Source organism: Patulibacter medicamentivorans, from assembly GCF_000240225.1.
Taxonomy (GTDB): Bacteria; Actinomycetota; Thermoleophilia; order Solirubrobacterales; family Solirubrobacteraceae; genus Patulibacter; species Patulibacter medicamentivorans.
In genome coordinates this window covers 76170-100107 of sequence record NZ_AGUD01000006.1, presented here as the reverse complement: position 1 = coordinate 100107, position 23938 = coordinate 76170, and the positions used below count along the sequence as shown (strand labels likewise).

The 23938-nt window shown below is 74.2% G+C and carries 20 protein-coding genes and 1 pseudogene; 6 read left to right on the top strand and 15 right to left on the bottom strand.

Annotated features, from left to right (window positions below):
• Nucleotides 1-1256 (bottom strand): alpha/beta hydrolase (locus tag PAI11_RS01245; RefSeq protein WP_211656533.1); only part of this gene is annotated, 1256 nt, incomplete at its 3' end.
• 148 nt (nucleotides 1257-1404) lie between these two features.
• Here PAI11_RS01245 and PAI11_RS28410 point away from each other — a divergent pair.
• Nucleotides 1405-1587, top strand: a pseudogene (locus PAI11_RS28410) (TetR/AcrR family transcriptional regulator); the annotation flags it as partial.
• A 475-nt stretch (nucleotides 1588-2062) separates the two neighbouring features.
• On the opposite strand, the gene PAI11_RS28405 reads toward PAI11_RS28410, so the two are convergent.
• Nucleotides 2063-3001: an NEW3 domain-containing protein gene (locus tag PAI11_RS28405; RefSeq protein WP_425280451.1), complete on the bottom strand. Its 939-nt coding sequence runs from the start codon at nucleotides 2999-3001 to the stop codon at nucleotides 2063-2065.
• 154 nt (nucleotides 3002-3155) lie between these two features.
• Entirely contained in the window at nucleotides 3156-3662 is a 507-nt protein-coding gene (locus PAI11_RS01230; RefSeq protein ID WP_007569974.1) for an RrF2 family transcriptional regulator, read from the bottom strand.
• Nucleotides 3663-3768: 106 nt separating this feature from the next.
• Here PAI11_RS01230 and PAI11_RS01225 point away from each other — a divergent pair, with 106 nt between their 5' ends.
• The gene (locus PAI11_RS01225; RefSeq protein ID WP_040597518.1) at nucleotides 3769-4743 is read left to right on the top strand and encodes a VOC family protein; all 975 of its coding nucleotides are present in this window, start codon (nucleotides 3769-3771) and stop codon (nucleotides 4741-4743) included.
• A 126-nt stretch (nucleotides 4744-4869) separates the two neighbouring features.
• A complete protein-coding gene (locus PAI11_RS01220; RefSeq protein ID WP_007569971.1) occupies nucleotides 4870-5439 on the top strand; it encodes a hypothetical protein in 570 nt (189 codons plus the stop codon).
• Nucleotides 5440-5483: 44 nt separating this feature from the next.
• Here PAI11_RS01220 and PAI11_RS01215 read toward each other — a convergent pair whose 3' ends face one another.
• From PAI11_RS01215 to PAI11_RS28520, 4 genes are all read right to left on the bottom strand, one after another.
• Nucleotides 5484-6698, bottom strand: coding sequence for an oxygenase MpaB family protein (locus PAI11_RS01215; RefSeq protein WP_040597515.1), 1215 nt, complete (start codon nucleotides 6696-6698; stop codon nucleotides 5484-5486).
• Nucleotides 6699-6805: 107 nt separating this feature from the next.
• Complete coding sequence (locus PAI11_RS01210; protein WP_007569967.1) at nucleotides 6806-9961, bottom strand: adenylate/guanylate cyclase domain-containing protein; 3156 nt, start codon at nucleotides 9959-9961, stop codon at nucleotides 6806-6808.
• 67 nt (nucleotides 9962-10028) lie between these two features.
• Nucleotides 10029-10706 carry a Crp/Fnr family transcriptional regulator gene (locus PAI11_RS01205; protein WP_007569965.1) on the bottom strand — a complete coding sequence of 226 codons (678 nt, stop codon included), beginning with the start codon at nucleotides 10704-10706 and terminating at the stop codon, nucleotides 10029-10031.
• 16 nt (nucleotides 10707-10722) lie between these two features.
• Nucleotides 10723-10839 carry a zinc ribbon domain-containing protein gene (locus PAI11_RS28520; protein WP_482811930.1) on the bottom strand — a complete coding sequence of 39 codons (117 nt, stop codon included), beginning with the start codon at nucleotides 10837-10839 and terminating at the stop codon, nucleotides 10723-10725.
• A gap of 286 nt (nucleotides 10840-11125) precedes the next feature.
• Here PAI11_RS28520 and PAI11_RS01200 point away from each other — a divergent pair, with 286 nt between their 5' ends.
• The gene (locus PAI11_RS01200) at nucleotides 11126-14407 is read left to right on the top strand and encodes a hypothetical protein (RefSeq protein WP_007569961.1); all 3282 of its coding nucleotides are present in this window, start codon (nucleotides 11126-11128) and stop codon (nucleotides 14405-14407) included.
• 4 nt (nucleotides 14408-14411) lie between these two features.
• Nucleotides 14412-15629 carry a serine hydrolase domain-containing protein gene (locus PAI11_RS01195; protein ID WP_007569959.1) on the top strand — a complete coding sequence of 406 codons (1218 nt, stop codon included), beginning with the start codon at nucleotides 14412-14414 and terminating at the stop codon, nucleotides 15627-15629.
• Here PAI11_RS01195 and PAI11_RS01190 read toward each other — a convergent pair.
• Entirely contained in the window at nucleotides 15626-16249 is a 624-nt protein-coding gene (locus PAI11_RS01190) for an NADPH-dependent FMN reductase (protein WP_007569957.1), read from the bottom strand. The two genes, PAI11_RS01195 and PAI11_RS01190, sit on opposite strands and share 4 nt — an antisense overlap.
• 100 nt (nucleotides 16250-16349) lie before the next feature.
• On the opposite strand from PAI11_RS01190, the gene PAI11_RS01185 reads away from it, so the two are divergent.
• Nucleotides 16350-17228, top strand: a complete 879-nt coding sequence (locus PAI11_RS01185; protein WP_007569956.1) for a sigma-70 family RNA polymerase sigma factor — start codon at nucleotides 16350-16352, stop codon at nucleotides 17226-17228.
• A gap of 69 nt (nucleotides 17229-17297) precedes the next feature.
• Here PAI11_RS01185 and PAI11_RS01180 read toward each other — a convergent pair whose 3' ends face one another.
• The 7 genes from PAI11_RS01180 to PAI11_RS01150 all read right to left on the bottom strand — a co-directional run bounded on the left by PAI11_RS01180 (nucleotide 17298) and on the right by PAI11_RS01150 (nucleotide 23899).
• Nucleotides 17298-17504 (bottom strand): hypothetical protein, encoded by a 207-nt coding sequence (locus PAI11_RS01180; RefSeq protein WP_007569954.1) that lies wholly within the window; start codon nucleotides 17502-17504, stop codon nucleotides 17298-17300.
• 97 nt (nucleotides 17505-17601) lie between these two features.
• Nucleotides 17602-18222, bottom strand: a complete 621-nt coding sequence (locus PAI11_RS01175; RefSeq protein ID WP_007569952.1) for a TetR/AcrR family transcriptional regulator — start codon at nucleotides 18220-18222, stop codon at nucleotides 17602-17604.
• 73 nt (nucleotides 18223-18295) lie between these two features.
• Nucleotides 18296-20689: a bifunctional salicylyl-CoA 5-hydroxylase/oxidoreductase gene (locus tag PAI11_RS01170; RefSeq protein WP_007569951.1), complete on the bottom strand. Its 2394-nt coding sequence runs from the start codon at nucleotides 20687-20689 to the stop codon at nucleotides 18296-18298.
• The gene (locus tag PAI11_RS01165) at nucleotides 20686-21864 is read right to left on the bottom strand and encodes an acyl-CoA dehydrogenase family protein (RefSeq protein ID WP_007569949.1); all 1179 of its coding nucleotides are present in this window, start codon (nucleotides 21862-21864) and stop codon (nucleotides 20686-20688) included. Before PAI11_RS01165 ends, PAI11_RS01170 begins: the two co-directional genes overlap by 4 nt.
• Entirely contained in the window at nucleotides 21861-22274 is a 414-nt protein-coding gene (locus PAI11_RS01160) for a RidA family protein (protein WP_007569947.1), read from the bottom strand. The genes PAI11_RS01165 and PAI11_RS01160 overlap by 4 nt, the downstream gene beginning before the upstream one ends.
• 3 nt (nucleotides 22275-22277) lie before the next feature.
• Entirely contained in the window at nucleotides 22278-23105 is an 828-nt protein-coding gene (locus tag PAI11_RS01155; protein WP_007569945.1) for an enoyl-CoA hydratase family protein, read from the bottom strand.
• A complete protein-coding gene (locus PAI11_RS01150; protein ID WP_007569943.1) occupies nucleotides 23102-23899 on the bottom strand; it encodes an SDR family NAD(P)-dependent oxidoreductase in 798 nt (265 codons plus the stop codon). The genes PAI11_RS01155 and PAI11_RS01150 overlap by 4 nt, the downstream gene beginning before the upstream one ends.
• Nucleotides 23900-23938 lie beyond the last annotated feature (39 nt).

The following is a 23938-nucleotide window of genomic DNA, read 5'->3' as shown; positions in this document are numbered from 1 at the left end:
TGTGCGGCGACCCGCACCGTCCGCCAGCGGCCGGTGGCCAGCCGCCGCGGGCTGACCCGCACCACCGGCTTGACCGCGGGCGCTGCCGCCGGCTTGGCGCACGGCGCGGCGGGCAGGCCGATCGCGCCCGGCGTCGCGATCCGGAAGCGGCAGCCGCCGTCGGTGGTCAGCGTCACCGGCGAGCCGGCCGCGCCGACCGACAACCGCCCCCCGGCCCGGCGGAAGCGCACGATCCGATCGGGCGCCGCGTCGAACCGGTACTGGACTCCCCACAGCTCGCCGTGGGTCGCGACCGTGTCGTTGACCCAGCTCGTCGGGTGCTCGGCGACCGGGGCGAAGAGGTTCCAGGCGATCGCGTCGCGCAGCTCGCGGCGGAAGTTCGCGAAGTCGTGGATGCCCTGGTGCGGCTGGTAGGTGAGGTCGACTCCGGCGTCGGTCAGCGCCTGGGCGTAGTGGTCCGACCCCGGCCGGACGAGCACGACCTCGGCGCCCGTGTCGCTCAGGAGGCTGTTGCCGTTGGGCTCGCCGTCGCTCGTCGGCGTGCCGTCGCCGGCCGCCATGAAGACCCGCGTGTGCTGCAGGTTGGCCGCCAGCCGCATCGGCGAGTGACCCTGGGCGTAGAACCCGTCCGGCGAGCCGTAGACCTGGTAGCCGTCGAACGGCTGGCCGGCGGTCGCCTGCGGGACCAGCGCCGCGAAGTCGGACATGCCGGGGAACAGCGCCAGGTCGGGGACGCCCGAGATCAGGGCGATCGAGCCGAAGAACCCCGGAACGCGACCGCCGAGGTAGGCCGTTCCGAGGCCCCCCATCGAGACGCCGGCCAGCGCATGCCACCGCCGCTCCGGCCGGATCGGGTAGCGGGCGAGGATCTGCGGCAGGACGTCGTCGAGGATGTAGGTCTCCCACGACGGGTCGCCGCGGCGGCCGCCGTTCCACCAGTCCGTGTAGAAGCCGGTCGCGCCCTCGGGCATCACGATGATCCCCGGGAACCCGGCGGCCGTCGTCTTGATCCGGCCGAGGTCCGCGATCGACCAGGTCTTGTAGCTGCTGCTCGCGCCGGCCAGCAGCACCAGCAGCGGGTAGCGCTTCCCGGGGTCGTAGCCGTCGGGCAGCAGCACCCGTGCCCGCGGCGGGCTCGGGTAGCGCAGCCACACGTCCGGGATCTGCGCCTTGCGGGCCGGGACCGTGATCTCGACCAGCTGGTTCGCGTGCGCGGACGACGCTGCGCCGCCGAGCAGCAGCCCGCACGCCAGCATCGCGGCCACCAACGCGCGACGACGCGCGGAACGTCCTTCTCTCCCCATGACGCGACACTAACAGGCAGCTGTGCACGTAACTACCGATCTGCATATATCTCCTCGGCGACGCCGCCGTGACTCGTCCGTGCGCCTAGGCTTCGCTGCGATGTCCCGCGCCCACCAGACCCAGGCCGAGCGTCGCGAGAGCACCCGCACGGCGCTCCTCGACGCCACGATCGCCTGCCTCGTGCAGTTCGGCTACGCGAACGTCACGACCGGCCGGGTGGCCCAGCTCGCCGGGCTCTCCCGCGGCGCGCAGATCAACTACTTCCCGACCAAGGCGTCGCTCGTCTCGGCGGCCGTCGCCCACCTGACCGCCAAGCGGATCGACGAGCTGCGGGCGCTCCTGCTCGAGCCGCTGTCCCCCGGGGCCGACCGGCTGCCGGCCCTGCTCGACCTGCTCTGGGCCGCGCACGAGGGCGAGCTCTTCGACGCGACCCTCGAGCTGTGGATCGCGGCGCGCACCGACGGCGAGCTGCGCCACGCGCTGCTCGCGCTGGAGCGCGACGTGACGCAGGCCGCGCTGGCCGTGGCCACCGAGGCCGTGCCCGACCTCGCCTCGCAGCCGGCGCTGCTCGACGACCTCGAGTTCGCGCTCGCGACGGTCCGCGGCCGGCGCTGCTGCGGGCCGCGAGCGGCGGCGGCAGCAGCGCGGTCGATCGCCGCTGGGCGGCCTCCCGCGAGCGGCTGCTGCGGACGCTCGCGTAGCGGGAGCCCGACGGCGTCCCGCGGTTCGAGCGGCTGCCCGGGTGGGGCGGCGCCGATCAGCAGGGGGCGACGACGACGTCGCCGACGCCTCCGAGCACCGGGGCGTAGGACGCGCACGTGCCGGTCCCCGACCCGGACCCGCCGGACCGCTTGCGGCGGTACAGCGACGCCGTCTCGCGCACGCGCAGGTCGCCGGCGGTGACGGTGACGCGAAGCGGCGTCGTCGCCTTCGCGCGGCGACCGAGCGTCACCTCGACCGAGACGGTCCGGCGCTGACCGGCCTTCAGCGCCTTGACGGTCCGGGCGGCGCGGGCCGTCAGACCCGGCTGGCGGGCGATCGAGAGCTTGAGGCGGCCGGTCGAGGCGTCGCCGCCGTTGCGCAGCGTCAGGCGGATCTTCCGCTTCTGGCCCAGCCGCATCGCCGCCGGCGGCCGTCCGAGCTTCGCCGCCAGCTGGGGGCGCGGCTTCAGCGTCAGCGGCCCGGTGCTGTCGTAGAGGCGCCGCGGGTCGGCCGGGTCGGCGAGTCCCGCCTCGATGCAGTCGACGGCGCGACCGGCGAGCGCCGCGTCGGCGACCTCGATCATCTGGACCGCGGTACCGGCCCCGTCCTTCGCGGCCTGGCCGGTCGCGGCCGGCGGCCCGGCGGCGTCGAACCGCGACCACTCCGCGCCCGCGCCGGTGGTCGGCGACGAGAGCCCGATCGCCGGGTAGGCGGTGCACCCGGCCGGCGTCCGGACCCCGGCGATGATCGCGATCGTCGCCCCCGACGTGCCGGTCGGCGCGCCGCGCAGGGCGACGCCACCGCGGACCGTGCCCGCGCGGCGGTCGTAGGCGAGCGCCGCCCCGACGACGTCGCGCCCCGGACTCGGATCGGTCGCGTCGCCGGCCGGGTCGGGGCCGGCCGCGAGGAAGTTCGCCTGGGCGGCCGGGACGACCGTGCCCGTGACGACCACGGCCAACGCGGCCACGCTCCAGCTGAACCACCTACGCGACATCCGAACCTCCTCGGGGGGACGCACCGGAGCGTCGCGCTGAACGGGGACGCGCGACGCCGACGGCGCCTTCGCCGATCGTAGCCACCGCGCCGGCCGGGGGCGCCGACTGCCTTCGCGACGCCACCGACGCCCCGGTGCGCGACGTGCCGCGCGCTCAGCCCGAGCGCTCGCGAGCGCCGGCGGACGGAACCGCGTCCTCGGCGTCGTCGGACGACCCTGGTCCCGGCGACGCAGGTGCCACAGTGCCTGCGAGACCGGCCCGGTGCGCCGCGACCAGGTCCGCGATGGTCGTGTTCCGCAGTTCGTCCTCGATCGCTCGCGCCACGCCGCGGTCGATCAGGCGCAGCGCGTCACCGGTGTTGCAGTCGCCGGCGCCCTCGTGGAGCGCGAGGACGGACGCGTCGCCGCGAAGGGCCCGCCAGATCTCGGCCAGGGTCAGCTTCCGCGGATCGGCCGTCAGGCTCCAGCCGCCACCGGGGCCCGGCCGCGACGCGACGATCCGCGCGTCGCGTAGTCGCCCCATGATCTGCCGGACGTAGACCGGGCCGACCCGGGCGCTCGCCGCGAGCGTCTCCGACCGCAGCAGCGAATCGGGCGAGGCGCCGAGCAGCACGACCGCGTGCACCGCGACCGAGAACTGGGTGTTGTTCGGGCTGCTCATGTCCGCTGCTGCGACCCCTCGTCGTCGGTGACCCCGGCCCCTTCGTAATCGTATCCGAATCTGCTACGTTTATTTCGTCGTGTAAATGGCTACGAATTGAGATCCGATGAGCAAGACCTTCGACGTCAGCGCAACCCTTCCGGCCAGCGGTGAGGCCGCGCGTCCGACGGACGCTGCCGGCGGTCGGCTGCCGGCGGCAGCTCGGCTGGGCACCGTCGAGCTCGTCGTCAGCGACCTCGAGCGCTCGATCCGCTTCTACGAGGAGCAGCTCGGCCTTCACGCACACGCCCGCGACCGTGACCGAGTGGACCTGACCGCCGCCCCCGACGGCGGCAGCGAGCCGCTCCTGGCGCTCGTCGAGCGCCCTGACGCGCGGCCCTCCGGGAGCTTCGCCAACCTCTTCCACGTAGCGCTGAAGACCCCCTCCCGCGACGAGCTGGCGCTGACGTATCGCCGGATCCTGGACGCCGGGGGGTCGCTGGCCTACGCGATCGACCACTGGCCGCACTCGTCGATCTACATCGACGATCCCGATGGATCGACGGTCGAGCTGCTCGTCGACAAGCCGGCAGAGGCCTGGGGCGTCCTGCAGGAGGAGATCGACCTGTACTACCGCTCGCCGCCCCCTCCTGCCCTCGACCTCGACGCGCTGGCCGCCGCCGCGCAACCCGCCGGCGGCGCCTACGCGCCTGCCCGTGGAGCCACCAGGTGGAGCGTGAACCACGTGCATTTCGACACCGCCGTCGCCGACTACGAGCGGGCACGCGACTTCTACGTCCCGGCGCTGGGCTTCGAGCTCAACGCCGAGCACCTCGCCTGGCGCGTCCTGTTCGGCCGCGTCGGCAGCTACCACCACCACGTCGCCGTCAACGCCTGGCGCAAGCTCGACCGCCGACCGGACGCCGGGCTCGAGCTGGCCGGCATCCGCCGCTGGTCGCTCATCCTGCCCGACCAGGCCGATGTCGACGCCACCGCCTCGCGGCTCCGGCAGCACGGCTTCGCCGTCGCGAGCCTCGACGACGGCGCGATCGAGTCGAGCGACCCGGCCGGCATCACCGTCCGGGTGGGTCGCGACGCCTGACGCGCCCGGGGCGGGGCGCAGCGGGCAGGGGTTTCCACGGATCCGACGTGCGGGCTCACGCCGATGAGGGCGCCGACGGGCGCGCCTACGGTTGCAGGCAGCATTCGCCCCGACCTCGAGGACCCCATGCCGACCATCGCCTCCCCCCACTCGCCAACGACCCGCACCACGTCCACGCGGCGCGACGTCCCCGCCGACACGACCTCGCGCGCCGCCGCGCTCGCCCCCTACGCCTGGGCCGTCGCGCGGATCGCCGTCGGCTGGCTGTTCCTGTGGGCGTTCGTCGACAAGACCTTCGGCCTCGGCCGCTCGACCGCCTCCGCCGACGCCTGGATCGACGGCGGCAACCCGACCAAGGGCTACCTGTCCAGCGCCACCGGACCGTTCGACGGCCTCTACCACTCGATCGCCGGCGACCCGGTCGTCAACGTCCTCTTCATGGCCGGGCTGCTCGGCGTCGGCCTGACCCTGATGCTCGGCATCGGCTCGCGCCTGGGCACCATCGGCGGCGTCCTGATGCTCGTCCTGATGTGGTCCTCGCACCTGCCGGTGGCGACCAACCCGTTCGTCGACGAGCACCTGATCTACTCGGTCGTCCTGGTCGGCCTGCTGCTGGCCCGCGCCGACCGCACCCTCGGGCTCGGCGAGCGCTGGGCGCGCGTGCCGGCAGTCCAGCGGTGGCCCTGGCTCCGCTGAGCCGGCGTCGCGATCAGGTCCGCCGACAGCCTCCCGAACCAGTCTCAGGAGTGGTTCGGGTTGTTGGCGTCGGGGATCTCGATGTCGAGCGGCTGGCCCTCGCCGAGGTACCAGAGCGCGCCCTGGCGCAGGAACTCGTCGAACAGCCAGTAGAGCTCGTCGATGCCGGGCAGCAGCAGGCCCGTCTCCTTCAGCATCACGAACGGCGGCCAGCCGGCGGCGATCGCCTGGTCCCAGCCCGGGTTCCGGGGCAGCTCCAGCCAGTCGGCGATCCGATCCCCGAGGAAGTAGCGGGTCATCGCCTGCAGCAGCGGTCGAGTGAGCAGCCCGCCGTCGGTCTCGGCCGCCAGGTTGACGAGGAAGTCGGCGAGCTCGATGCCCTCGGGCGTCGGCCCGATCACCGGATCGAGGATCTGGGGCGCCTGGGCGTTCGCGTCGGCCCAGGTCGCCGGGATGTACTCGTCCCGGACGCCGAGCAGGTGCGCCGCGATCTGCCACGAGTGCAGGAAGGCGTCCGCCTCGCTGGTCGAGATCCGCACGCCCCACGACCGCATCGCCTTCATCACCGACGTCGGGAGGCTGTGCCAGGTGACGAGGATGTCGCGCTGGCTGATCGGGACGTCCTCGTCGGCGACGCCGGTCCAGTGCGACGACTGCGGCAGCAGGTGCCGGACGCCGGCGTGCGCCATCCGCGTCTTCACGGCGGTCACGATCATCGAGCCGTCCGGCTGGAACGCGTTGCGCGAGCCGATGTCGTAGCCGAACTTCGCCGTGCGCGAGATCCGGTGCTTCATGTCGGCCCCGCCCCTGGAGTAGTAGACCGCGCGCGCCTCGTGCGGGATGACCGTGCTCATCATGCCGCTGACGAAGCCGTAGGAGACGCCCAGGTAGGTCCCGCGCCGCTTGTTGAACTCGACCGCCGCGGCGAGCTTGCGCGTGTCGGTCCAGGCCGGCAGGCGACGGGCGTCCTCGATGAAGTCGCGCAGCTCCACCGGCAGGCCGGCGGGCAGCGGCTGGCCGTTGCGGGTCCACGTCCGCAGCAGCGCGTTGACCGCCGCGGCCTCGCCGCGCTCGATCACGCCGGCGACGATCGGGTCGGCCTGCTCGTCCCAGACCAGCCACGGCGGGACCTGCCCGCCGAGTCCGGCCACCGACTGCGACGCCGACCACGCCCAGGCGGGCGTCGCCCCGCCGACCATGCCGAGCACCCCCACGGCGCCCCCGGCCTTGAGCAACTGCCGCCTGCTGATCTGCCCCACGATGCACCGTCCTCCGACAGGTCGTCTCTCCGACGACGAACATAGTCGAGACGAAGTGGCTTGTGTTGTATCTTTGTCCCGGGGCGGGAACGCCGCGCCCGGCCGCTCTAGGGGCGGTCGCCGTCGCGCGCGCTGGCCAGCGCCGCGAGGTCGCTGCCGATCTGGCGCTCGAAGAGCCGCGCGCGGCTCTGGCGCGCGACGCGGAGGGCGCCGGCGAGGACGGCGTCGATCCGCTCGCCGGCGGCGGCACCCTGCGTGGCGCGCAGGACCTGCGCCAGGGCGATCGGCGCCGGCAGGGCGCACGTCGTCAGGCCGCGGGCGCTCGCGATCCCGGCGCCCTCCTCGGCGGCGGCGAGCGCGGCGTCTGGCTCCCCGAGCCCGAGCCGGGACCGGGCGATCGTCGCGAGCAGCAGCGGCTCGTAGTACAGGCCGATCCCGTGCTCCCGGATCGTCGCGAGGTTCGCCTCCGCGCGCGCGAGCGCCTCGGCGAAGCGTCCCATCGCCGCCTGCGCCGCGGCCATCGGGGTCGAGCAGGCGATGACGTGGACCGTGTCGCCCGCCGGCTCGGCGATCGCGAGGCCCAGCGCGGCGCCGCGGAGCGCGGCCACCGTCCGGCCGGCGTTGACTTCCAGCAGCGAGCGGTTCGCGTGGCACGCGGACTCGGTCTGGGGGTCGCGGTGCTCGCGCGCCAGCACGATCCCGCGGTCGAAATCGCGGAGGGCCGTCTCGAGCTCGTCCATGTGCCCGACGCTCAGCCCACGACTCTGGAGTGCGTGGGCCAGCGGGCAGACGAAGCCGACGCCCGCGCCCGTCGTCGGGTCGTCGCCCGCCACCGCGAGCGCTCGGTCGAGCGTCTCCACGGCCTCGGTCAGCGAGCCCGCGATCCAGCTCGCGTACGCGACGCCCGTGGACGCGGTCAGCATGCGCCCGGGATCGCCGGCCGCGACGGCCTCCCGGCTGGCCTCGCGGAACCCGTCCAGTCCCTCCCGCTCGCGGCGGCCGTGCATCAGCGACCCCGCGTAGTAGAGGTTCCCCCGGAATCGCTCGAGGTCGACCTGCGTCTCGGCGTGGATCGCGGTGATCTCCTGGGGCGAGATCCCGAGCCGCCAGGACACGCTCAGGATGCCGAGGCCGGCCCTGGTCCTCAACGCGTCCCGCTCGGGGGCCGGGTCGAGGCCGTCGGTCAGCGCCCGGACGCGCCGCCAGTGGCGCATGCAGTCGGCGGGCGACGGCGTCTCCGCCCAGGCCGCCGCGCGCGCGTGCCAGGCGGCGGCGGCGAGCGTGTCGCCCGCCGCCTCGGCGTGGTGGGCGATCAGCGCGGCCCGCTCGTCGAGGCCGCCGGGGTACGTGCGCTCGATCGCGGCCGCGACGGCGCGGTGGGCCCGCGCCCGGCGCTCGGAGAGCTGGGACGCGTACGCGACCTCCTGGGTGAGCGGGTGCTTGAACCCGTACTGGCCCCGCGGCCCGCGCGCGACGACCCACTGGGCGTCGGCGAGCACCGTGACCGCGTCGGCCAGCTCGCCCTCGTCGAGTCCGGCGACCGTCCGCAGCAACGGCCCGGGGATCTCGGTCCCGATCACCGACATCGTCTGCAGGAGCGCCTTCTCGCGCGGGGACAGCCGGTCGATCCGCGCCGCGAGTCCCGCCTGCACCGTCGGCGGCAGGACCAGGCCCTCGAGTCCGTCCGCCAGCTCGTAGGTCCCGCGGGCACCGGCGAGGTGGCCGTTCTCGGCCAGCGCCTGGACGATCTCCTCGACGAAGAACGGGTTGCCGCCGGCGCGCGCGTCGATCAACGTGGCCAGTCCGGCGAGCGAGCGGTCGCGCCCGAGCAATGCGCCGAGCAGGGCGTCCGTGGCGTCGGCGTCGAGCGGATCGAGGCTGATCTGGACGTGGGGCTCCTCGATCGCCCAGAGGGCGTCGTGCTCCGGCCGGTGGGTCGCGACGAGCAGCGTACGCGAGCCGACGACCGCCTCGGCCAGCTGCTCGAGGAACGCGGCGCTGGCGTCGTCGAGCCAGTGCAGGTCCTCGACCACCAGCACCGCCGCCCCGGAGCCGGCCCGCGACGCGACCATCCGCGTCACCACCCTCAGCAGCTGGTGCTGATGCGCCTCGGGATCGAGCGGCAGAGCGGGCCGGTCGGGGTCCCCGACGCCGAGGAAGTCGAACAGCAGCGGCAGGTCGGCCGCGAACGCCGGATCGAGCCCCAGCATCGTCGCCTCGATCCGCGCGCGGGCCACGTCCGGCGGATCGTGCTCGGCGACGCCGAACGAGTCGCGCAGCAGCGCGAGCACGGGCAGCAACGGGACGAACCGCCCGTGCGCGATCCCGCTCGTCGCGCTGACGGAGACGCCGCGAGCGACGCAGTCGGCGGCGAACTCGTGCACCAGGCGGCTCTTGCCGATGCCCGCGTCGCCGACGATCCCGACCGCCCGCCCGTCGCCGGCCAGCGTGCGCTCGAGCGCCGCGTCGAGCATGGCGCGCTCGGCACGGCGGCCGGTGAACGGCGAGAGGCCGCGCGTGGCCGCCATCGCCGCCAGGCGCGTCCGCGCGGTCCCCGGACCGACCAGCTCCAGCACGCGCTGGCGTCGCGCGGAGCCCTTGACCGCGAACTCGCCGAGCTCGCGCAGGACGAACTCGCCGCCGATCAGCGCCGCGGTCGCCGCGCTGATCGCCGACGACCCCGGCGGCGCCAGCGACTCGATCCGCTTGCCGAGCGCGGTCGTGTTCCCGATCGGGACGAAGTCCATGTGGACGTCGTCGCCGATCGCCCCGACGACGACCTCGCCGGAGTTCAGCCCGCAGCGGACCGCGAACTCGGCGCCGTCGACGCGCGCGACCTCGGCCGCCAGCCCGGCCACCTCGCGCTGGAGCTCGAGGACCGCGAGGCACGCGCGCCGCGCGTGGTCCTCGTGCGCGAGCGGCGCTCCGAAGACCGCCATCAGGCCGTCGCCGGTGAACTGGTTGACCGTCCCCTCGAAGGCGTGGACGGCGCGCGCGGCGATCGCCAGGAAGCGATCGAGGATCAATCCCCAGCGCTCGCCGTCGAGGAGGTCCGTCAGCTGCATCGAGCCGACGATGTCGGTGTACATGACCGTGACCTGCTTGCGCTCGCCCTCGATCGCCGTGCGCTCGTCGAGGATCTTCGCCTCGAGCGTCCGGGGCGCGCGCAGCGGCGTCGCGCTCGGCCGCAACGGCGCGCCGCAGCGCTCGCAGAAGCGCGCGCGGTCCGTCGCGCGGTGTCCGCAGTCGGCGCACTGCCTCAACCTCGATCGTCTCCCAGGCGGCCGAGGCTACGGGTCGTCGCGGATACCGTCATCCGCGCCGCCCGCATCAGGTGCCGCGGTGGCGGAGCGCGGCGAGGTCGAGCACGGTGATGCGCCGGCGCTCGGTCGCGATCCAGCCCAGCTCGCGCAGCGTCCGCAGCGCGCTGGCGACGCCGGCTCGCGAGGACGCCGCCCAGCTGCCCAGGTCGTCCTGCGTGATCGACAGCCGGATCGCGATGCCGGCGTCGGTGCCCTCGCCGTAGCGCTCGCACAGCTCGACCAGTCGCGCGGCGACGCGGCCGACGGTGTCGAGGTCCGCGAACTGCATGCGCGCGCGGTTGGCGTCGCGGAACCGGCGGCTGATCACGTCGATCAGCGTCAGCGCCGCGGTCGGCGCCCGCTCGAGGAAGGACCGGAACTCGGGCGCGGCGAGCGCCTGGGCGACGACCGGCCCGATCGCCGTCACGTTGCTCGAGCGCGGCTCGGCGTGCATGAACGTCAGCTCGCCGAGGACGTCCCCCGGCCCGCGGAAGCTGAGCACCGTCTCGTGCCCGCGGGCGTCGCTGGTGCTGGCCTTGACGTGCCCGTCGAGCAGCACGAGCACGCGGTCGCCCGGCTCGCCCTGCTGCATCAGGCGCTGCCCGCGCACGAAGCGGCGATGTCCGCCGAGGGCCAGCAACGCGTCCCGATCGGCGGCCGACAGCAGGGCCAGGAAGGTCCCCGGCTCTGCGTGTCCGGCGGCCACGGCTGGATGCTAGCCCCTACGCGCCATGCGCTTCTCCCGGAGGAGGAGGCGTCGGCGGCAGCCGCGCGCCGCAGCGCCGGCAGAAGCGGGCGCCCGCGGACGGCATCTGGCCGCAGACCGAACAGGGGATCACGGGTGCCTCGGCGATCCCGGCACCGTATGGCGGCGCATCCACGGCGACCACTCAGTTCTGGGTGGTTCGCTCCGCGCCGACCCGCAGCGTCCAGAACTGGGTGGTTCCGCTGACGCGCCCGCCGTAGCGTCGCGCTCGTGGGTCAGCGGGGGGTCGCCGCAGATGCCGGCCGCCGGGCGTCGGTCGAGGTGCTGGCGGGGGTCGCCGCGAGCCTGACCGCGTTCCCGGCGCCGGCATCGGCGCGGGACGCCCCGCCCCCGTTCCCTGGGACTCGAAGGAGAGCCGCATGTCCAGTCGCACCAGCCTGCTCGCGGTGGCCGTGCTCGCCACGCTGGCGAGCACGACCGCGGCGAGCGCCGCGTCGCCGCGGATCACCGCTCCCGCTGCCGACGCGGCCGTGACCGGCTCCGCCGTCGCCGTCAGCGTCAGCGCGCCCGCCGGCCGCAAGGCCACCCGGGTCCTGCTCAACGGCCGCAGCGTGACCTTCCTGCTGCGCGCCGAGCGGGGACGCCTGCGCGGCCGGCTCACGACCGGTCGCCGCATGCTCCGCTACGGACGCAACAAGCTCGTCGTGGCCGAGCTGGTCGACGGCAAGCGCGTCGTGCGCCAGGTCCGGCACTTCTTCCTGCTGCGTCGCGACGGCGGCGCGGCCCGCGTCACGATCGGCCGCGGCGTGCCGCTGCGGGCCCGGATCCGCGTCCATCCACGAGTGGTGCGGGCCCGCCGCGCGGAGCCCGGCCGCCGGGTGCGCGCGTGGCTCAACGGCAACGAGGTGACGCGGGACGTCACCAAGCTGAGCCGGACCCGCTACAGCGTGTCGCTGTCGGCCACCCACGGGCTGCGCTTCGGCATCAACCGGCTGCGCGTGCGCGTCGTCGGGGCCCACGCCGGCCGCGTGGTGTCGATCGACCGGCGCTTCCGCGTGCGGCGCGACCGGCCGCTGGCGTCCGCGGGTCGCGACCGTGGGACCCACCCCGGGGCACGGGTGCGCCTCGGCGGCAGCGCGAAGCCGGCCCACGGCGGGACCGTGCTGCGGCACCGCTGGACGTTGGTCGAGCGCCCGAGCGGGTCGAGCGCCCGGGTCCTCGGCGCGACCCGGGCGCACCCGGCGATCGTGCCCGACGTCCCCGGGCGCTACGTCCTCCGCCAGCACGTGAGCGAGCGACGCCGAGTCGGCGGATCGCTGCGGACGACGGGTGGGACGGCGGTCGATCACGTCGCCGTCACCGCCTCGCCGTCCTCGGCGCTGCTGCCGGTGACGGTCAACGCGTTCCCGGTCGAGCCGCGCGGCATCACGATCGGCGACCGCTTCTTCCACCACCCGGGCGCCGGCGCGACGATCCAGTGGCTGACCCTCGACCGGGCAACGCTCGCACCGGTCGACACGGGCGAGGTGAAGGGCAACGCCGCGTGCTGCAGCGGGTCGTCGCAGATGTCGTTGGCGGACCTGGCGAAGACGCTCGACGACCCGGACGGGGACCGGATCGTGCTGATCGCGATCCCGCCCGGGCGGATCACGCTGACCCCCGACCAGCTCGACGAGTTCAACGAGGCGCTGGCCCTGATCGGGGTCGAGCCGCTGAGCGCCGACGAGTTCAGGGTCAGCGGCGACCAGGTCTCGATCCTCGGGATCCCCGGCGCCCCGCTCGGGACCGGCTGGGTGTGGCGGAACGGCAGCGCGCAGATCCCGTCCAAGACGGGAGCGGCGGCACCGACCCAGGGCTGGCTGATGCCCGACGGCACCCAGGCTTCGGACCAGCGGTTCCTGCTCCGGTTCCAGCCCCAGCGGCAGGCATTCGACACCCAGGCGCCGGAGTCGTCGGCGACGCAGAACGCGATGACGATCGCGGCCGCCACCGTCCACTCGGAGTCGCTCCCCGCCGGCACCGCCGGGTTCCAGGTCGTCGAGGTCGACCCCTACGACATGGCGGTCGAGGGCAACCAGACGTTCGTCACCAACGGCAGCGACGACGCCGGCGACGGCCTCGAGGCGATGGCCGCGTTCCTCGACCGGATCCGGGCCAACGGCACGTACGCCGCGGTCCAGAGCATCGGCAACGTCGGCTACCGCGCGTCGGCGTGGGGCGCGGTCAGCAGCAGCCTGATCGCGCTGGGCGCCAACCCCCACGGATTCAACTTCCTCGACCCGGCCAAGGCCGGCTCGCACTACGCGTTCCTCGGCGGGCCGTCGCTCTCGCGGGCCGAGGTCGCGCAGTCGAGCTCGAACCTGCTCGAGGGGACCACCAAGGACGCCTACCAGCGCGGCTCGCTGGACGGACACCTGACGATGCGGCACGACGGGGTCTACGCGCCCGCGTTCGACGACGCGACGGTCGGCGGTGGCGCGGTCTACGACGGCGTCTTCCGGCCGGCCACGCCGTGGCCGCACGCCACCGGGCCCGAGGCGCCCGCCTACGCGGCGGCGATGACCTACCTGACGAGCCAGCTCGACGACTTCAAGGCCGACTACACCGACATCCGCGACTCGTACCTCCGACGGGCGTTCCTCGGCGTCCAGGACTCGGTCTACCACGACAGCCTGGGCAACGACCCGGGCTCCCTCTACGGCGCCAAGTACCCCGGCGACGGGACGACCTGCGCCGAGAAGCCCGGCACCCCGGTCGACGATCCGCCCGTCTACAGCCGGGACCAGTTCTGCGACCTCGTGAACGAGCTGGCCAAGGAGTTCAAGTGGATCGACAACACGCGATCGCTGTTCGACGCCTACGAGAAGGCGCTCGACCGCCAGCAGGGCAAGTCGGGGCTCGACCTGGCGACGATCGGTGACCAGATCGACGAGCAGCTCAGCGGCAGCGACAACGAGCTGGTGACGTTGATCGGGTACCTGCTCAACGACATCGCCGAGGTCGGCGAGGTCGAGGGCGCGCCGTTCGGGCTCTTCGCGACCCTCTTCGAGATCGGCAGCTACGTCGCCAGCGACGGCAACGGGGAGCCGATCTCGGACCGGATCGCGGCGCGCTCCGACCAGCTCGCCAAGGAGATGGCCGACAGCGTCGCCGACACCGAGGACGCGATGGACGCGGTGCGGGCCGTGGCGATCTCGGACTACGGCCGGCTCTCGACGGTCGGGCAGCTCGCCACCTCGGCGACGCCGAGCGTCCCGAACCTGGTGAGCGGGCTCGAGCTGGGCGCGGACCGCTACTTCACCACGGCGCTGCTGCGGGTCGGCTACGAGCCGTGGCTGCTGAAGCCCGACCGGGAGAGCGACTTCCCGCGGCCGATGCCGCCCGCCACGTGCCGCCTGGCGATCGAGCGCGGCCCCGGTCCGTTCCAGTGGACGAACGTCCCCGAGTCGGCGTGGATCGGGTTCCGCCGGGCGCCCGACGGCCTGAAGGACGACTTCCAGACGATCGTCATGACGCCCCCGCGCTCGATCACCCACGTGGCGCCGCCGGAGGAGATCACCGATCGGATGTTCAAGCCGACGGGCGAGCACCCCGCCGGCGTCCGGCCCACCAGCTACGGACTCGAGAAGTCGACCTGGTTCTGGCAGCTGGGCGACCCGCAGCGCGGGGACACGTGCTACACGATCGACTCCGGGGACTAGGGCCGTGGATCGCCACTGGGGACCGCGGCGGCGGGGGACGCGGGCGCGCGGCGGCACGGCGCTCGGCCGGGCGGGCGCGATCGCCGCCGCCTGCGCGATCGCCGCCGCCGTTCCCGCGACGGCGGACGCGGGGAGCTGCCCGAGCGACAGCTTCGACCGCGGGGGAACGTGCACCACCCACCGGGCGGCGGCCGCCGAGGTCGCGCGGATCACGCGGGCGATGATGGCCGAGCGGCACGCCCGCGCGATGATCGTCCGGGTCGAGATCGGCGCCCGGACGGTGGTCCGCCGCGCGTTCGGCACGTCGATGGCCGGTGTCCCGGCCCGGCCCGAGATGCGCTTCCGGCCGGGCTCGATGACGATCCCGCTGCTGACCACGCTGGCGCTGCAGCTGCAGGACGCCAAGCGCCTGGACCTCGACGCGCCGCTGGCGCGCTGGTACCCGCGGTACCCGAACGCCGACCGGGTGACGCTGCGGATGCTGGCGAGCTCGACATCGGGATACCCCGACTACGCCCAGGGCAACCAGGCGTTCGTGACCCGCTGGCTCGGCGATCCGTTCCGGCGCTGGACCGACGACGAGCTGCTGCGCTACGCGTTCGCGCAGCCGGCGGCCTGCGCGCCGGGAGCGTGCTTCCACTACGCGCACACGAACTTCGTGCTGCTGGGGCGGGTGCTCGAGCGCGTCACCGGGCGGTCGGTCGCCACGATGCTGACGCGGCGCTTCCTGCGCCCGCTCGGCATGCGACAGACCCGGATCTCGAAGCTCGCGACCGTTCCCGAGCCCGCCCTCCACGCCTACGTCAGCGAGCGGGGCGTGTACGAGGAGTCGACCTCGTGGAGCCCGTCGTGGGGTCTCGGCGACGGGCTGATCATGACCACGACGGCCCGCGACATGGCCGCCATGATCCGCGCGATCGGATCCGGCCGCCTCGTCTCGCGGACGGCGCGCCGCGAGCTGGTCGCGCCGCTGTCGCGCGGCCTGGAGCACGCGCCGCCGATCATCGACTACGCGCTCGGGATCGTCGTCGCCAAGGGCTGGCTGTTCCAGAACCCGCAGTTCAACGGCTACCACGGGATCGTCGCCCGGCTGCCCGTGCGGCGGATGACGATCGTGCTGGAGAACACCCTCGGCCCGCTCGCGGACCCGCAGAGCATCAGCGCCACGCTCTTCGGGCGGCTGACCCAGTACCTGACCCCCGACCGCGGGCTGCGGTTCTAGGCCTGGCGCCGGCGGCGCCGGGAGGTCGCGAGCCCTGCGGCGGAGGCCGGCGGCGGGACGTCGCCGTAGGTCCTCTCGGGCACCGGCACCGCCGCGGCGAGCGTCGCGACCGCCTGAGCGACCTGGTCGGCGACCTCGACGTCGTCGCGCGGATCGACGTCGGCGAACCGCGAGAGCGACCGCGGCACCGAGAGCCGCGCCTGCTCGACGACCGCGCCGCCGATCGCGCCGGCCAGCTCGCGGACCAGGTCGTGCGTCCGTGCGCCGCCCTCGGGGCCGAGCGAGGTGCCGATGACCGCCACCGGCTTGTCGATCAGCGCGTTCGCCTGCCACGGCCGCGAGAGCCAGTCGATCGCGTTCTTCAGGACCGCGGGCAGCGAGCGGTTGTTCTCCGGGGTAGCGATCAGGACCGCGTCGGCGGCGGCGACCGCATCGCGCAGCGCGGCCGCCGCGGCAGGCACGTCGGCGCCGTCGAGGTCCTCGTCGAACAGCGGCACCTCGCCGAGCGGGTGGACGTCGACCTGGACGCCCTCCGGCGCGCGGTCGGCGGCGATCTCGAGCAGCTGCCTGTTGTACGAGCCGGCGCGGAGGCTGCCGGACAGGCCGAGAATGCGGGTCACCTGGACTCCTGTTCGTCGTGGGAGGTCGCGGGCGCCGTCACGTCGGCGGCCGCCGATCCGTCTCACTGGTATGACGTGCCGCGACCGGGGAACGTGACCGATGACCGAGCAGCAACGGCTCTCCGAGGAGTTCGAGCAGCACCGCGGCCACCTGCGCGGCGTGGCGTACCGGATGCTCGGATCGCTGAGCGACGCCGACGACGCGGTCCAGGAGGCGTGGCTGCGCCTGCACCGCAGCGAGGTCGACGAGGTCGAGAACCTGCGCGCCTGGCTCACGACGGTCGTCGCGCGGCTGTCGCTGGACATGCTGCGCTCGCGCGAGAGGCGCGGCGAGGAGCCGCTCGAGCTGCGACTGCCGGAGCCGATCGTCGACGCCCCCGACGGCACCCACCCCGAGCACGAGGCGCTGATCGCCGACTCGGTCGGGCTCGCGCTGCTGGTCGTGCTGTCGACCCTCAGCCCAGCCGAGCGGATCGCGTTCGTGCTCCACGACCTGTTCGCGATCCCGTTCGACGAGATCGGGCGCGTCGTCGACCGGTCGCCCGACGCCGCCCGCGAGCTCGCGAGCCGCGCGCGCCGCCGCGTGCGGAGCGCGCCGACGGAGCCCGACGCAGACCTCGCGACCCAGCGCGAGGTGACGGCCGCGTTCCGCGCCGCCGCGCGCGACGGCGACCTGGCGGCGCTCGTCGGCCTGCTCGACCCCGACGTCGTCCTGCGCGCCGACCTCGGAGCGTCCGGCGGCGTCCAGGTCATCCGCGGCGCCGAGACGGTCGCCCGCCAGGCATCGGACTACCAGCGGCGCGACCTCGACATCCGCCCGGCCCTGATCAACGGGGTCGTCGGCGTCGTGACGCTCCAGGACGGCAGGCCGTCCGCCGTCGGCGCCTACACGATCCGCGGCCGGCGGATCGTCGCGATCGACATCCTGGCCGACCCGGGGCGCCTCGCGCGGCTCGACATCGCGAGGCTCGCGCGGTGACCTGCGCCGCCGCGTGCCCAGGCGGGCCGGCCACGACGCCGCGCGACCCTGGCCGGCCCGGTCGGCGGACTACAGGAGCCGCCGCAGCCCGTCCTTCAGCGTCGTCGCCAGGTCGCCGACGTCGCCGGCCCCGGCGACCCTGGTGCGGACCAGCCGCTCGACGAACCCCAGCCACCCGTCGATCATCAGCTGGGAGCGCTCGTCGGCGACGCCGCCGAGGGCGACCGCGGCGACGCGGCCGATCAGTCCCTCCCGTAGTCGGCCTTGGACGTCCACCGCTCGGCGGCCGTCGCGCCCGCCGACGACAGGGCCGACTTGACCGCTTTTGCACGACTTCGGCGTCGGAAAGGGACGCGGGTCGGGCGGGGCCGCCCTACGATCGCGGGCGCAGGCCGTCGAGGAGCACGTCGACGAGCTGGGCGAGCCCGTCGCTGGCGCTGACCCTGGTCGAGCGCGCGAACTCCGGATCGGTGAAGCGCATGACGACGGCGAACATCCCCTCGGCGACGACGGCGGCGTTGACGGGGCGGAACTCCCGGGCGCGGACGGCCTCGTCGATCATCCGTTCGAGCGCGTCGCGGCCGACGGCGATCCAGCGGTCGAAGAGCAGGCGCGCGGGCGGGTATCCACGGATCGCGTCGAGGAAGTTCGGGCCCAGCGCGGAGAAGCCGAGCGCGCCGCTCGTGAGCATCGCGCGGACCTGGTCGACCGGGCCCGGAGCCTCGCGGATCGCGTCCCCGGCACGCTGGACGGTGCGCCGCATCATGCGGTCGAGGACGAGCAGGAGGAGATCCTCCTTGCTGGCGGCCAGCTCGTAGAGGGTGCTGCGCGAGCACTGGGCCTCGTCGGCGAGCTTGGCCATCCGCACCGCGCGTATGCCCTCGCGGAGGAAGACCCGCTCGACGACGTCGAGCACCTCCTGCTGGCGCGGGGAGAACGACTTCCGGCCCGGCTCGAGGACGCCGGCGTGCGCGATGCTCGCCGAGAAGCTCATCGACGGATGCTACCGCCGCTCGCGGTGACGTCGGCCGGCCAGCGGTGCTCGGCGAGTCGTCGGCGGCCGCGGGCTACTGCGCGCCCCCCGGCCGGCTCGCACCGCTCGCCGCGACCGGGCGCCAGCCGTGCGCGACCGCCGCCTCGTCGAACGATCGGGGCATCGTCTTCGCCGCCAGCGTCCCGTCGTTCGGCGGCCGGCGGCCCGAGCGGTACTGCGGGATCCAGGGGTCGCCGCGGTATCCCTGCTGGGCCTGGGCGTGGAGCGTCCAGTACGGGTCGTAGAGGTGCGGGCGGCCGAGCGCGCAGAGGTCGGCGCGGCCGGCGAGGATCGTCGTGTTGACGTCCTCGGCGCTGGAGATCGCGCCGACGGCGATCGTCGGGATGCCGACCTCGTGCCGGATCCGGTCGGCGAACGGCGTCTGGTAGCTGCGGCCGTAGGCGGGGCGCTGCTCGGCCCAGACCTGGCCGGTCGAGACATGCACGATGTCGACCTCGTGCCGCTGGAGCAGCGCCGACAGCTCGACCGCGTCGTCGCCGGTGAACCCGCCGGGGGCCCAGTCGGTGGCCGAGATCCGGACCGACAGCGGACGATCGGCCGGCCACGCGGCGCGGCAGGCGTCGACGACCTCGAGCGGGAAGCGGGCGCGGGCGGCCAGGTCGCCGCCGTACTCGTCGGTCCGCCGGTTGGTCAGCGGCGAGAGGAACGACGACAGCAGGTAGCCGTGGGCCAGGTGGACCTCGAGCAGGTCGAAGCCCGCCTCGGCGGCCCGGCGGGTGGCCGCGACGAACTCGTCGCGGACCCGCTCCATCCCGGCCCGGTCGATCTCGACCGGGGTCTGGTTGCGCGCCGCCCAGGGGATCGGGGACGGAGCGACGACCTCCCAGTTGTCGCCGTCGAGCGGCTCGTCCGAGCCCTCCCAGAGCAGCTTGGTCGAGCCCTTGCGGCCGCTGTGGCCGATCTGCGCGCCGATCCGCGCCCGACCGTGCCCGTGGACGAAGTCGACCACGCGCCGCCAACCCTCGACCTGGTCGTCGCGGTAGAGGCCGGCGCAGCCGGGCGTGATCCGCCCCTGCTCCGAGACGCAGATCATCTCGCTCATCACCAACCCGGCGCCGCCGATCCCGCGGCTGCCCAGGTGCACCAGGTGGAAGTCGCCGATCGTGCCGTCGACCGCGCTGTACATGTCCATCGGCGAGATGACGACGCGGTTCTCCAGCCGCAGGTCGCGCAGCCGATAGGGGAGGAACATCGGCGGCCGATGGGGGGCCGGCTCCGGACGGCCGCCGTTGGTCGAGCCCGGCGCGTCGTCGCCCACGAGCTCGTGGTCGCAGCCGTCGACGAAGGACTCGTCCCGCACGCGCAGGTTGTCGTAGGTGATCCGGCGGCTGCGGGTCAGCAGGTTGAACGCGAACTGGCGCGGCGGCTGGCCGACGTAGCGAGCGATCTCCTCGAACCACTCGAGGCTGGCCTGGGCGGCCCGCTGAGTGCTCTCGACGACCGGGCGGCGGTCCGCCTCGTAGGCGGCCAGCGCCGCGTCGACGCCGTCCTCGCCGTGGTCGTGGACCGCCCAGGCCAGCGCGATCGCGTCCTCCATCGCCAGCTTCGTGCCGGAGCCGATCGAGAAGTGCGCGGTATGCGCGGCGTCGCCGAGCAGGACGACGTTGCCGTCGTGCCAGTGGGCGTTGCGGACGGTGGTGAAGCGCAGCCACTTCGAGTTGTTGCCGAACAGCGAGTGGCCCTCGAGCATCGGCGCGAACAGCTCGCGGCAGCGCTCGATGCTCGCCTCGTCGCTGGCGCCCGGGGGCAGATCGGCGTGCTCGGCCGCGTCGAGCCCCTCGGCGCGCCAGGTGCGCTCGTCGGTCTCGACGATGAAGGTGCTCGACCGGTCGTCGAACGGGTAGCCGTGGACCTGCAGGACCCCGTGCTCGGTCTCCAGGACGTGGAAGGTGAAGGCGTCGAAGACCAGGTCGGTGGCCAGCCACATGTAGCGGCTGCGCCGCGGGTCGAGCGTCGTGCCGAACGCCTGCTCCCGCGCGGCGCGCACGGCGCTGTTGACGCCGTCGCAGGCGATCACCAGGTCGTACTCGGCCGACAGCCGCTCGATCGGCGGGTGCTCCTGGCTGAAGCGCACCGCCGCGCCGAGCTCGACCGCGCGCTCCTGCAGCAGGCCCAGCAGGACCTTGCGGCTGAGGGCGGAGAAGCCGTGGCCGCCCGACCGCAGCGTGGCGCCGCGGTAGTGGACGTCGATGTCGGACCAGTGCGCGAAGCGCTCGACGATCCGGGCGAAGCTCGTCGGGTCGGAGACCTCGAAGGCCGACATCGTCTCGTCGCTGAAGACGACGCCGAAGCCGAACGTGTCGTCGGCTGCGTTGCGCTCCCAGACGTCGACGTCGTGGCCGAGCTTGCGCAGCAGGATCGCGGAGTACAGGCCGCCGGGCCCGCCGCCGCAGACGGCGATCCTCATCGTGCCTCCTCGTTCTGGTCGGCCGCGAACAGCCCGCGGGCGATGATCTCCCGCTGGATCTCGGACGCGCCCTCGTAGATCCGCGGCGCGCGGACCTCGCGGTACAGGTGCTCGAGCCGGTGCCCGCGCTGCAGGCCACGGGCGCCGAGGGTCTGGATCGCGGCGTCGACCGCCTCCTGCGCGACCTCGGTCGCGACCAGCTTCGCCATCGCCGCGGCCTGGGTCACCGGCCGCACGCCGGCGTCGTAGGCCCGGGCGGCGTGGTGGACGAGCAGCCGCGCGCCCTGGACGCGGGCGGCGATGTCGGCGTGGCGGTGCGAGACCGCCTGGAAATCCTTGAGCGGCCGCCCGAACGCGTGGCGCTCGCGACCGTGGACGACCGCCTCGTCGAGCGCGGCGCGCGCCATGCCGACGGCGAACGCGCCGACGCTCGGCCGGAACAGGTCGAGCGTCCGCATCGCGACCGCGAACCCGCGATCGACCTCGCCGAGGATCTGGTCGGCGGCGACGGGGACGTCGTCGAAGAACAGGTGACCGACCGGGTGCGGCGCGACCAGCTCGAGCCGCTCGCCGTGCAGCCCGGGGCTGTCGGCGGGGACGACGAAGGCGGTCAGGCCGCGCGCCCCGGCACCCGGGGTGGTGCGGGCGAAGACCGTGTAGACGCCGGCGTCGGGCGCGTTCGAGATCCAGATCTTCTCGCCGCTGAGGCGGAAGCCATCGCCGTCGGGCGTGGCCCGCAGCGCGAGCGAGGCGACGTCGCTGCCGGCCTCCGGCTCGCTGAGCGCGAAGGCGGCGGCGTACTCGCCGGCGGCCAGCCCCGGGACCCAGCGGTCGCGGGCGGCGGCGGTGCCGGACTGCAGCAGCGGGAACGAACCCAGGCCCTGGACGGCGAACGCCGTCTCGGCCTCGGTGCTGCCGCGGGCCAGGCCCTCGCGGATCAGGCAGAGGTCGAGCGCGGAGACGTCGCCGCGCCAGCCGTCCTCGTCCCGCGCGTAGAGCCGGTCGAAGAGGCCGTGGCCGGCCAGCGCTCGCAGCAGCTCGCCGTTGACGCGGCCCTCCTCGCCGGCCTCGGCGATCGGGGCCAGTTCGTCGCGGGCGATCCGCAGGCAGTCGCGCAGCAGCGCGCGCTCGTCGTCGGACAGGTGCGCGTCGAGCACCGGCAGGTCGACGCTCACGCCGCCGCCCCTTCCGGCACGACGGCGATCCCCATCAGCTCGATCCGAGCGTCGTGGTCGAACAGCCGGGTGACGCCGAACAGGCCCATCGCCGGGAAGTGGCGGCCGAAGCGGGCGCGCCAGGCGGCGCCGATCTCGCGAGCGTGGAGCCGGTAGTCGACGACGTCGGTGACGAAGATCTGGAGCGAGACCAGGTGCTCGGGCGCTCCGCCGGCGGCGGCCAGCGCCTCGACGACGTTCGCCGCGGCCTGGTCGAACTGCGCGACCAGCGTCTCTCCGACGATCTGGTTGTCGGCATCGAGCGCGGTCTGCCCGCCCAGGTAGACGGTCCGGCCGGGACCGGCGACGACCGCGTGGGCATAGCCGCTGGACGGCGCCAGGCCGGGCGCGGTGACGATCTCGTTGGCCATCGTTCAGCGTCCCTTCCATTCGGGCCGGCGCTTCTCGCGCCAGGCGTCCAGGAACTCGTGGTGGTCGTCGGAGCGCATCAGCAGCGCCTGCGCCTGTGCCTCCAGCTCGATCGCGCCGGCCAGGTCCATGTCCTGCTCGCGGACGAGCAGGCTCTTGGTGACCCCGAACGCCTGGGCGGGCCCGTCGGCCAGCCGCCGGGCGAGCGCCTCGGCGCGGGCACCCAGCTCGTCGTCCTCGACGACCTCGGTCGCCAGGCCGATCTCGTAGGCCCGCTGGGCGTCGATCCGGTCGCCGAGGGTCAGCAGCTCGGTCGCGCGGCCGAGGCCGACGATCCGCGGCAGCAGGTAGGCGGAGCCCATGTCGGCGCCGGCCAGCCCGACCCGCGTGAAGAGGAAGGCGAAGCTGGCCGAGGCGCCGAGGATCCGGAAGTCGCTGGCCAGCGCGAGGACCGTGCCGGCCCCGGCGGCGACGCCGTTGACGGCAGCGATCACGGGCAGCGACAGCTCGCGCAGGCCGCGGACGGCGGCGCCGGTCATCCGCGTGAACTCGAGCAGCTCGGTCGAGGAGAACTTCCGCAGCTCGCCGATGATCTCCTCGACGTCCCCGCCCGAGCAGAAGGCGCGGCCCGCGCCGCGCAGCACCAGCACGCGGGCGTCGCCGCGGTGAGGCAGCTCGGCGGCCAGGTCCCGCAGATCGGCGTAGGCCTCGAACGTCAGCGCGTTGAGCTTGTCGGGGCGGTTGAAGGTGACGGTCGCGACGCCATCGGCGATCGCGAAGTCGAAGTGCTCCCACCGCTCGGTCAGAGCGGCCGAGGCGCGGAACGGGGTCATGCTTGGATTCCTCCTCCGTCGAGGATCAGGGTCTGGCCGTTGAGCGAACGGGCGTCGGGGGACGCCAGCCAGGCGACCGCCGCGGCGACCTCGTCGGGATCGAGCAGCCGGCCGAGCGGCGAGCTGCCGCCGAGGGCGTCGCGGGCCTCGTCGGCGTCCCGCCCGGTCCGCTCCGCGATCCGGTCGACCGAGCGATCGGTCATCGGGCTGTCGACGAAGGTCGGGCAGACGGCGTTGGCCGTCGCGCCGCTGCCGGCCAGCTCGGCCGCGGCGACGCGCATCAGGCCGACGGCGGCGTGCTTGGACGCGGCGTAGGCGGCGGTGTAGGGCGTGCCGACCCGGCCGACGGTCGAGGCGACGGTGACGATCGCGCCGCTGCCGCGCGCCCGCATGCCGGCGATCACCGCGCGCGTGCCGAGGAACGGCCCGGTCGCGTTGACGCGCTGGTGGTCCTCCCAATCGGCCAGCGTGGTGCGGTGGAGCGGGGCGCTGCGGGCGATCCCGGCGTTGTTGACGAGCACGTCCGGGGTGCCGTCGAGCGCGCCGAAGACGTCGACGACGTCCGCCTCGCTGGTGACGTCGCAGCGGCGGACGGTCAGCCGCTCGCCGTCCAGCCCCTGGGCCAGGGCGTCGAGCGCCTCGGCGCGGCGGCCGAGGGCGACGACGCGGTCGCCGGCCGCCAGGAAGCGGGCGCAGCAGGCCCGGCCGACGCCGCCCGACGCGCCGGTCACGACCACCAGGCGACCGGGACCTGATGGGCCACTTGTCGTCGAGGTGGTGTGCAGACCATCCATTGGCGATACTCTACACATCAGCGGGCAACGATGTAAAGT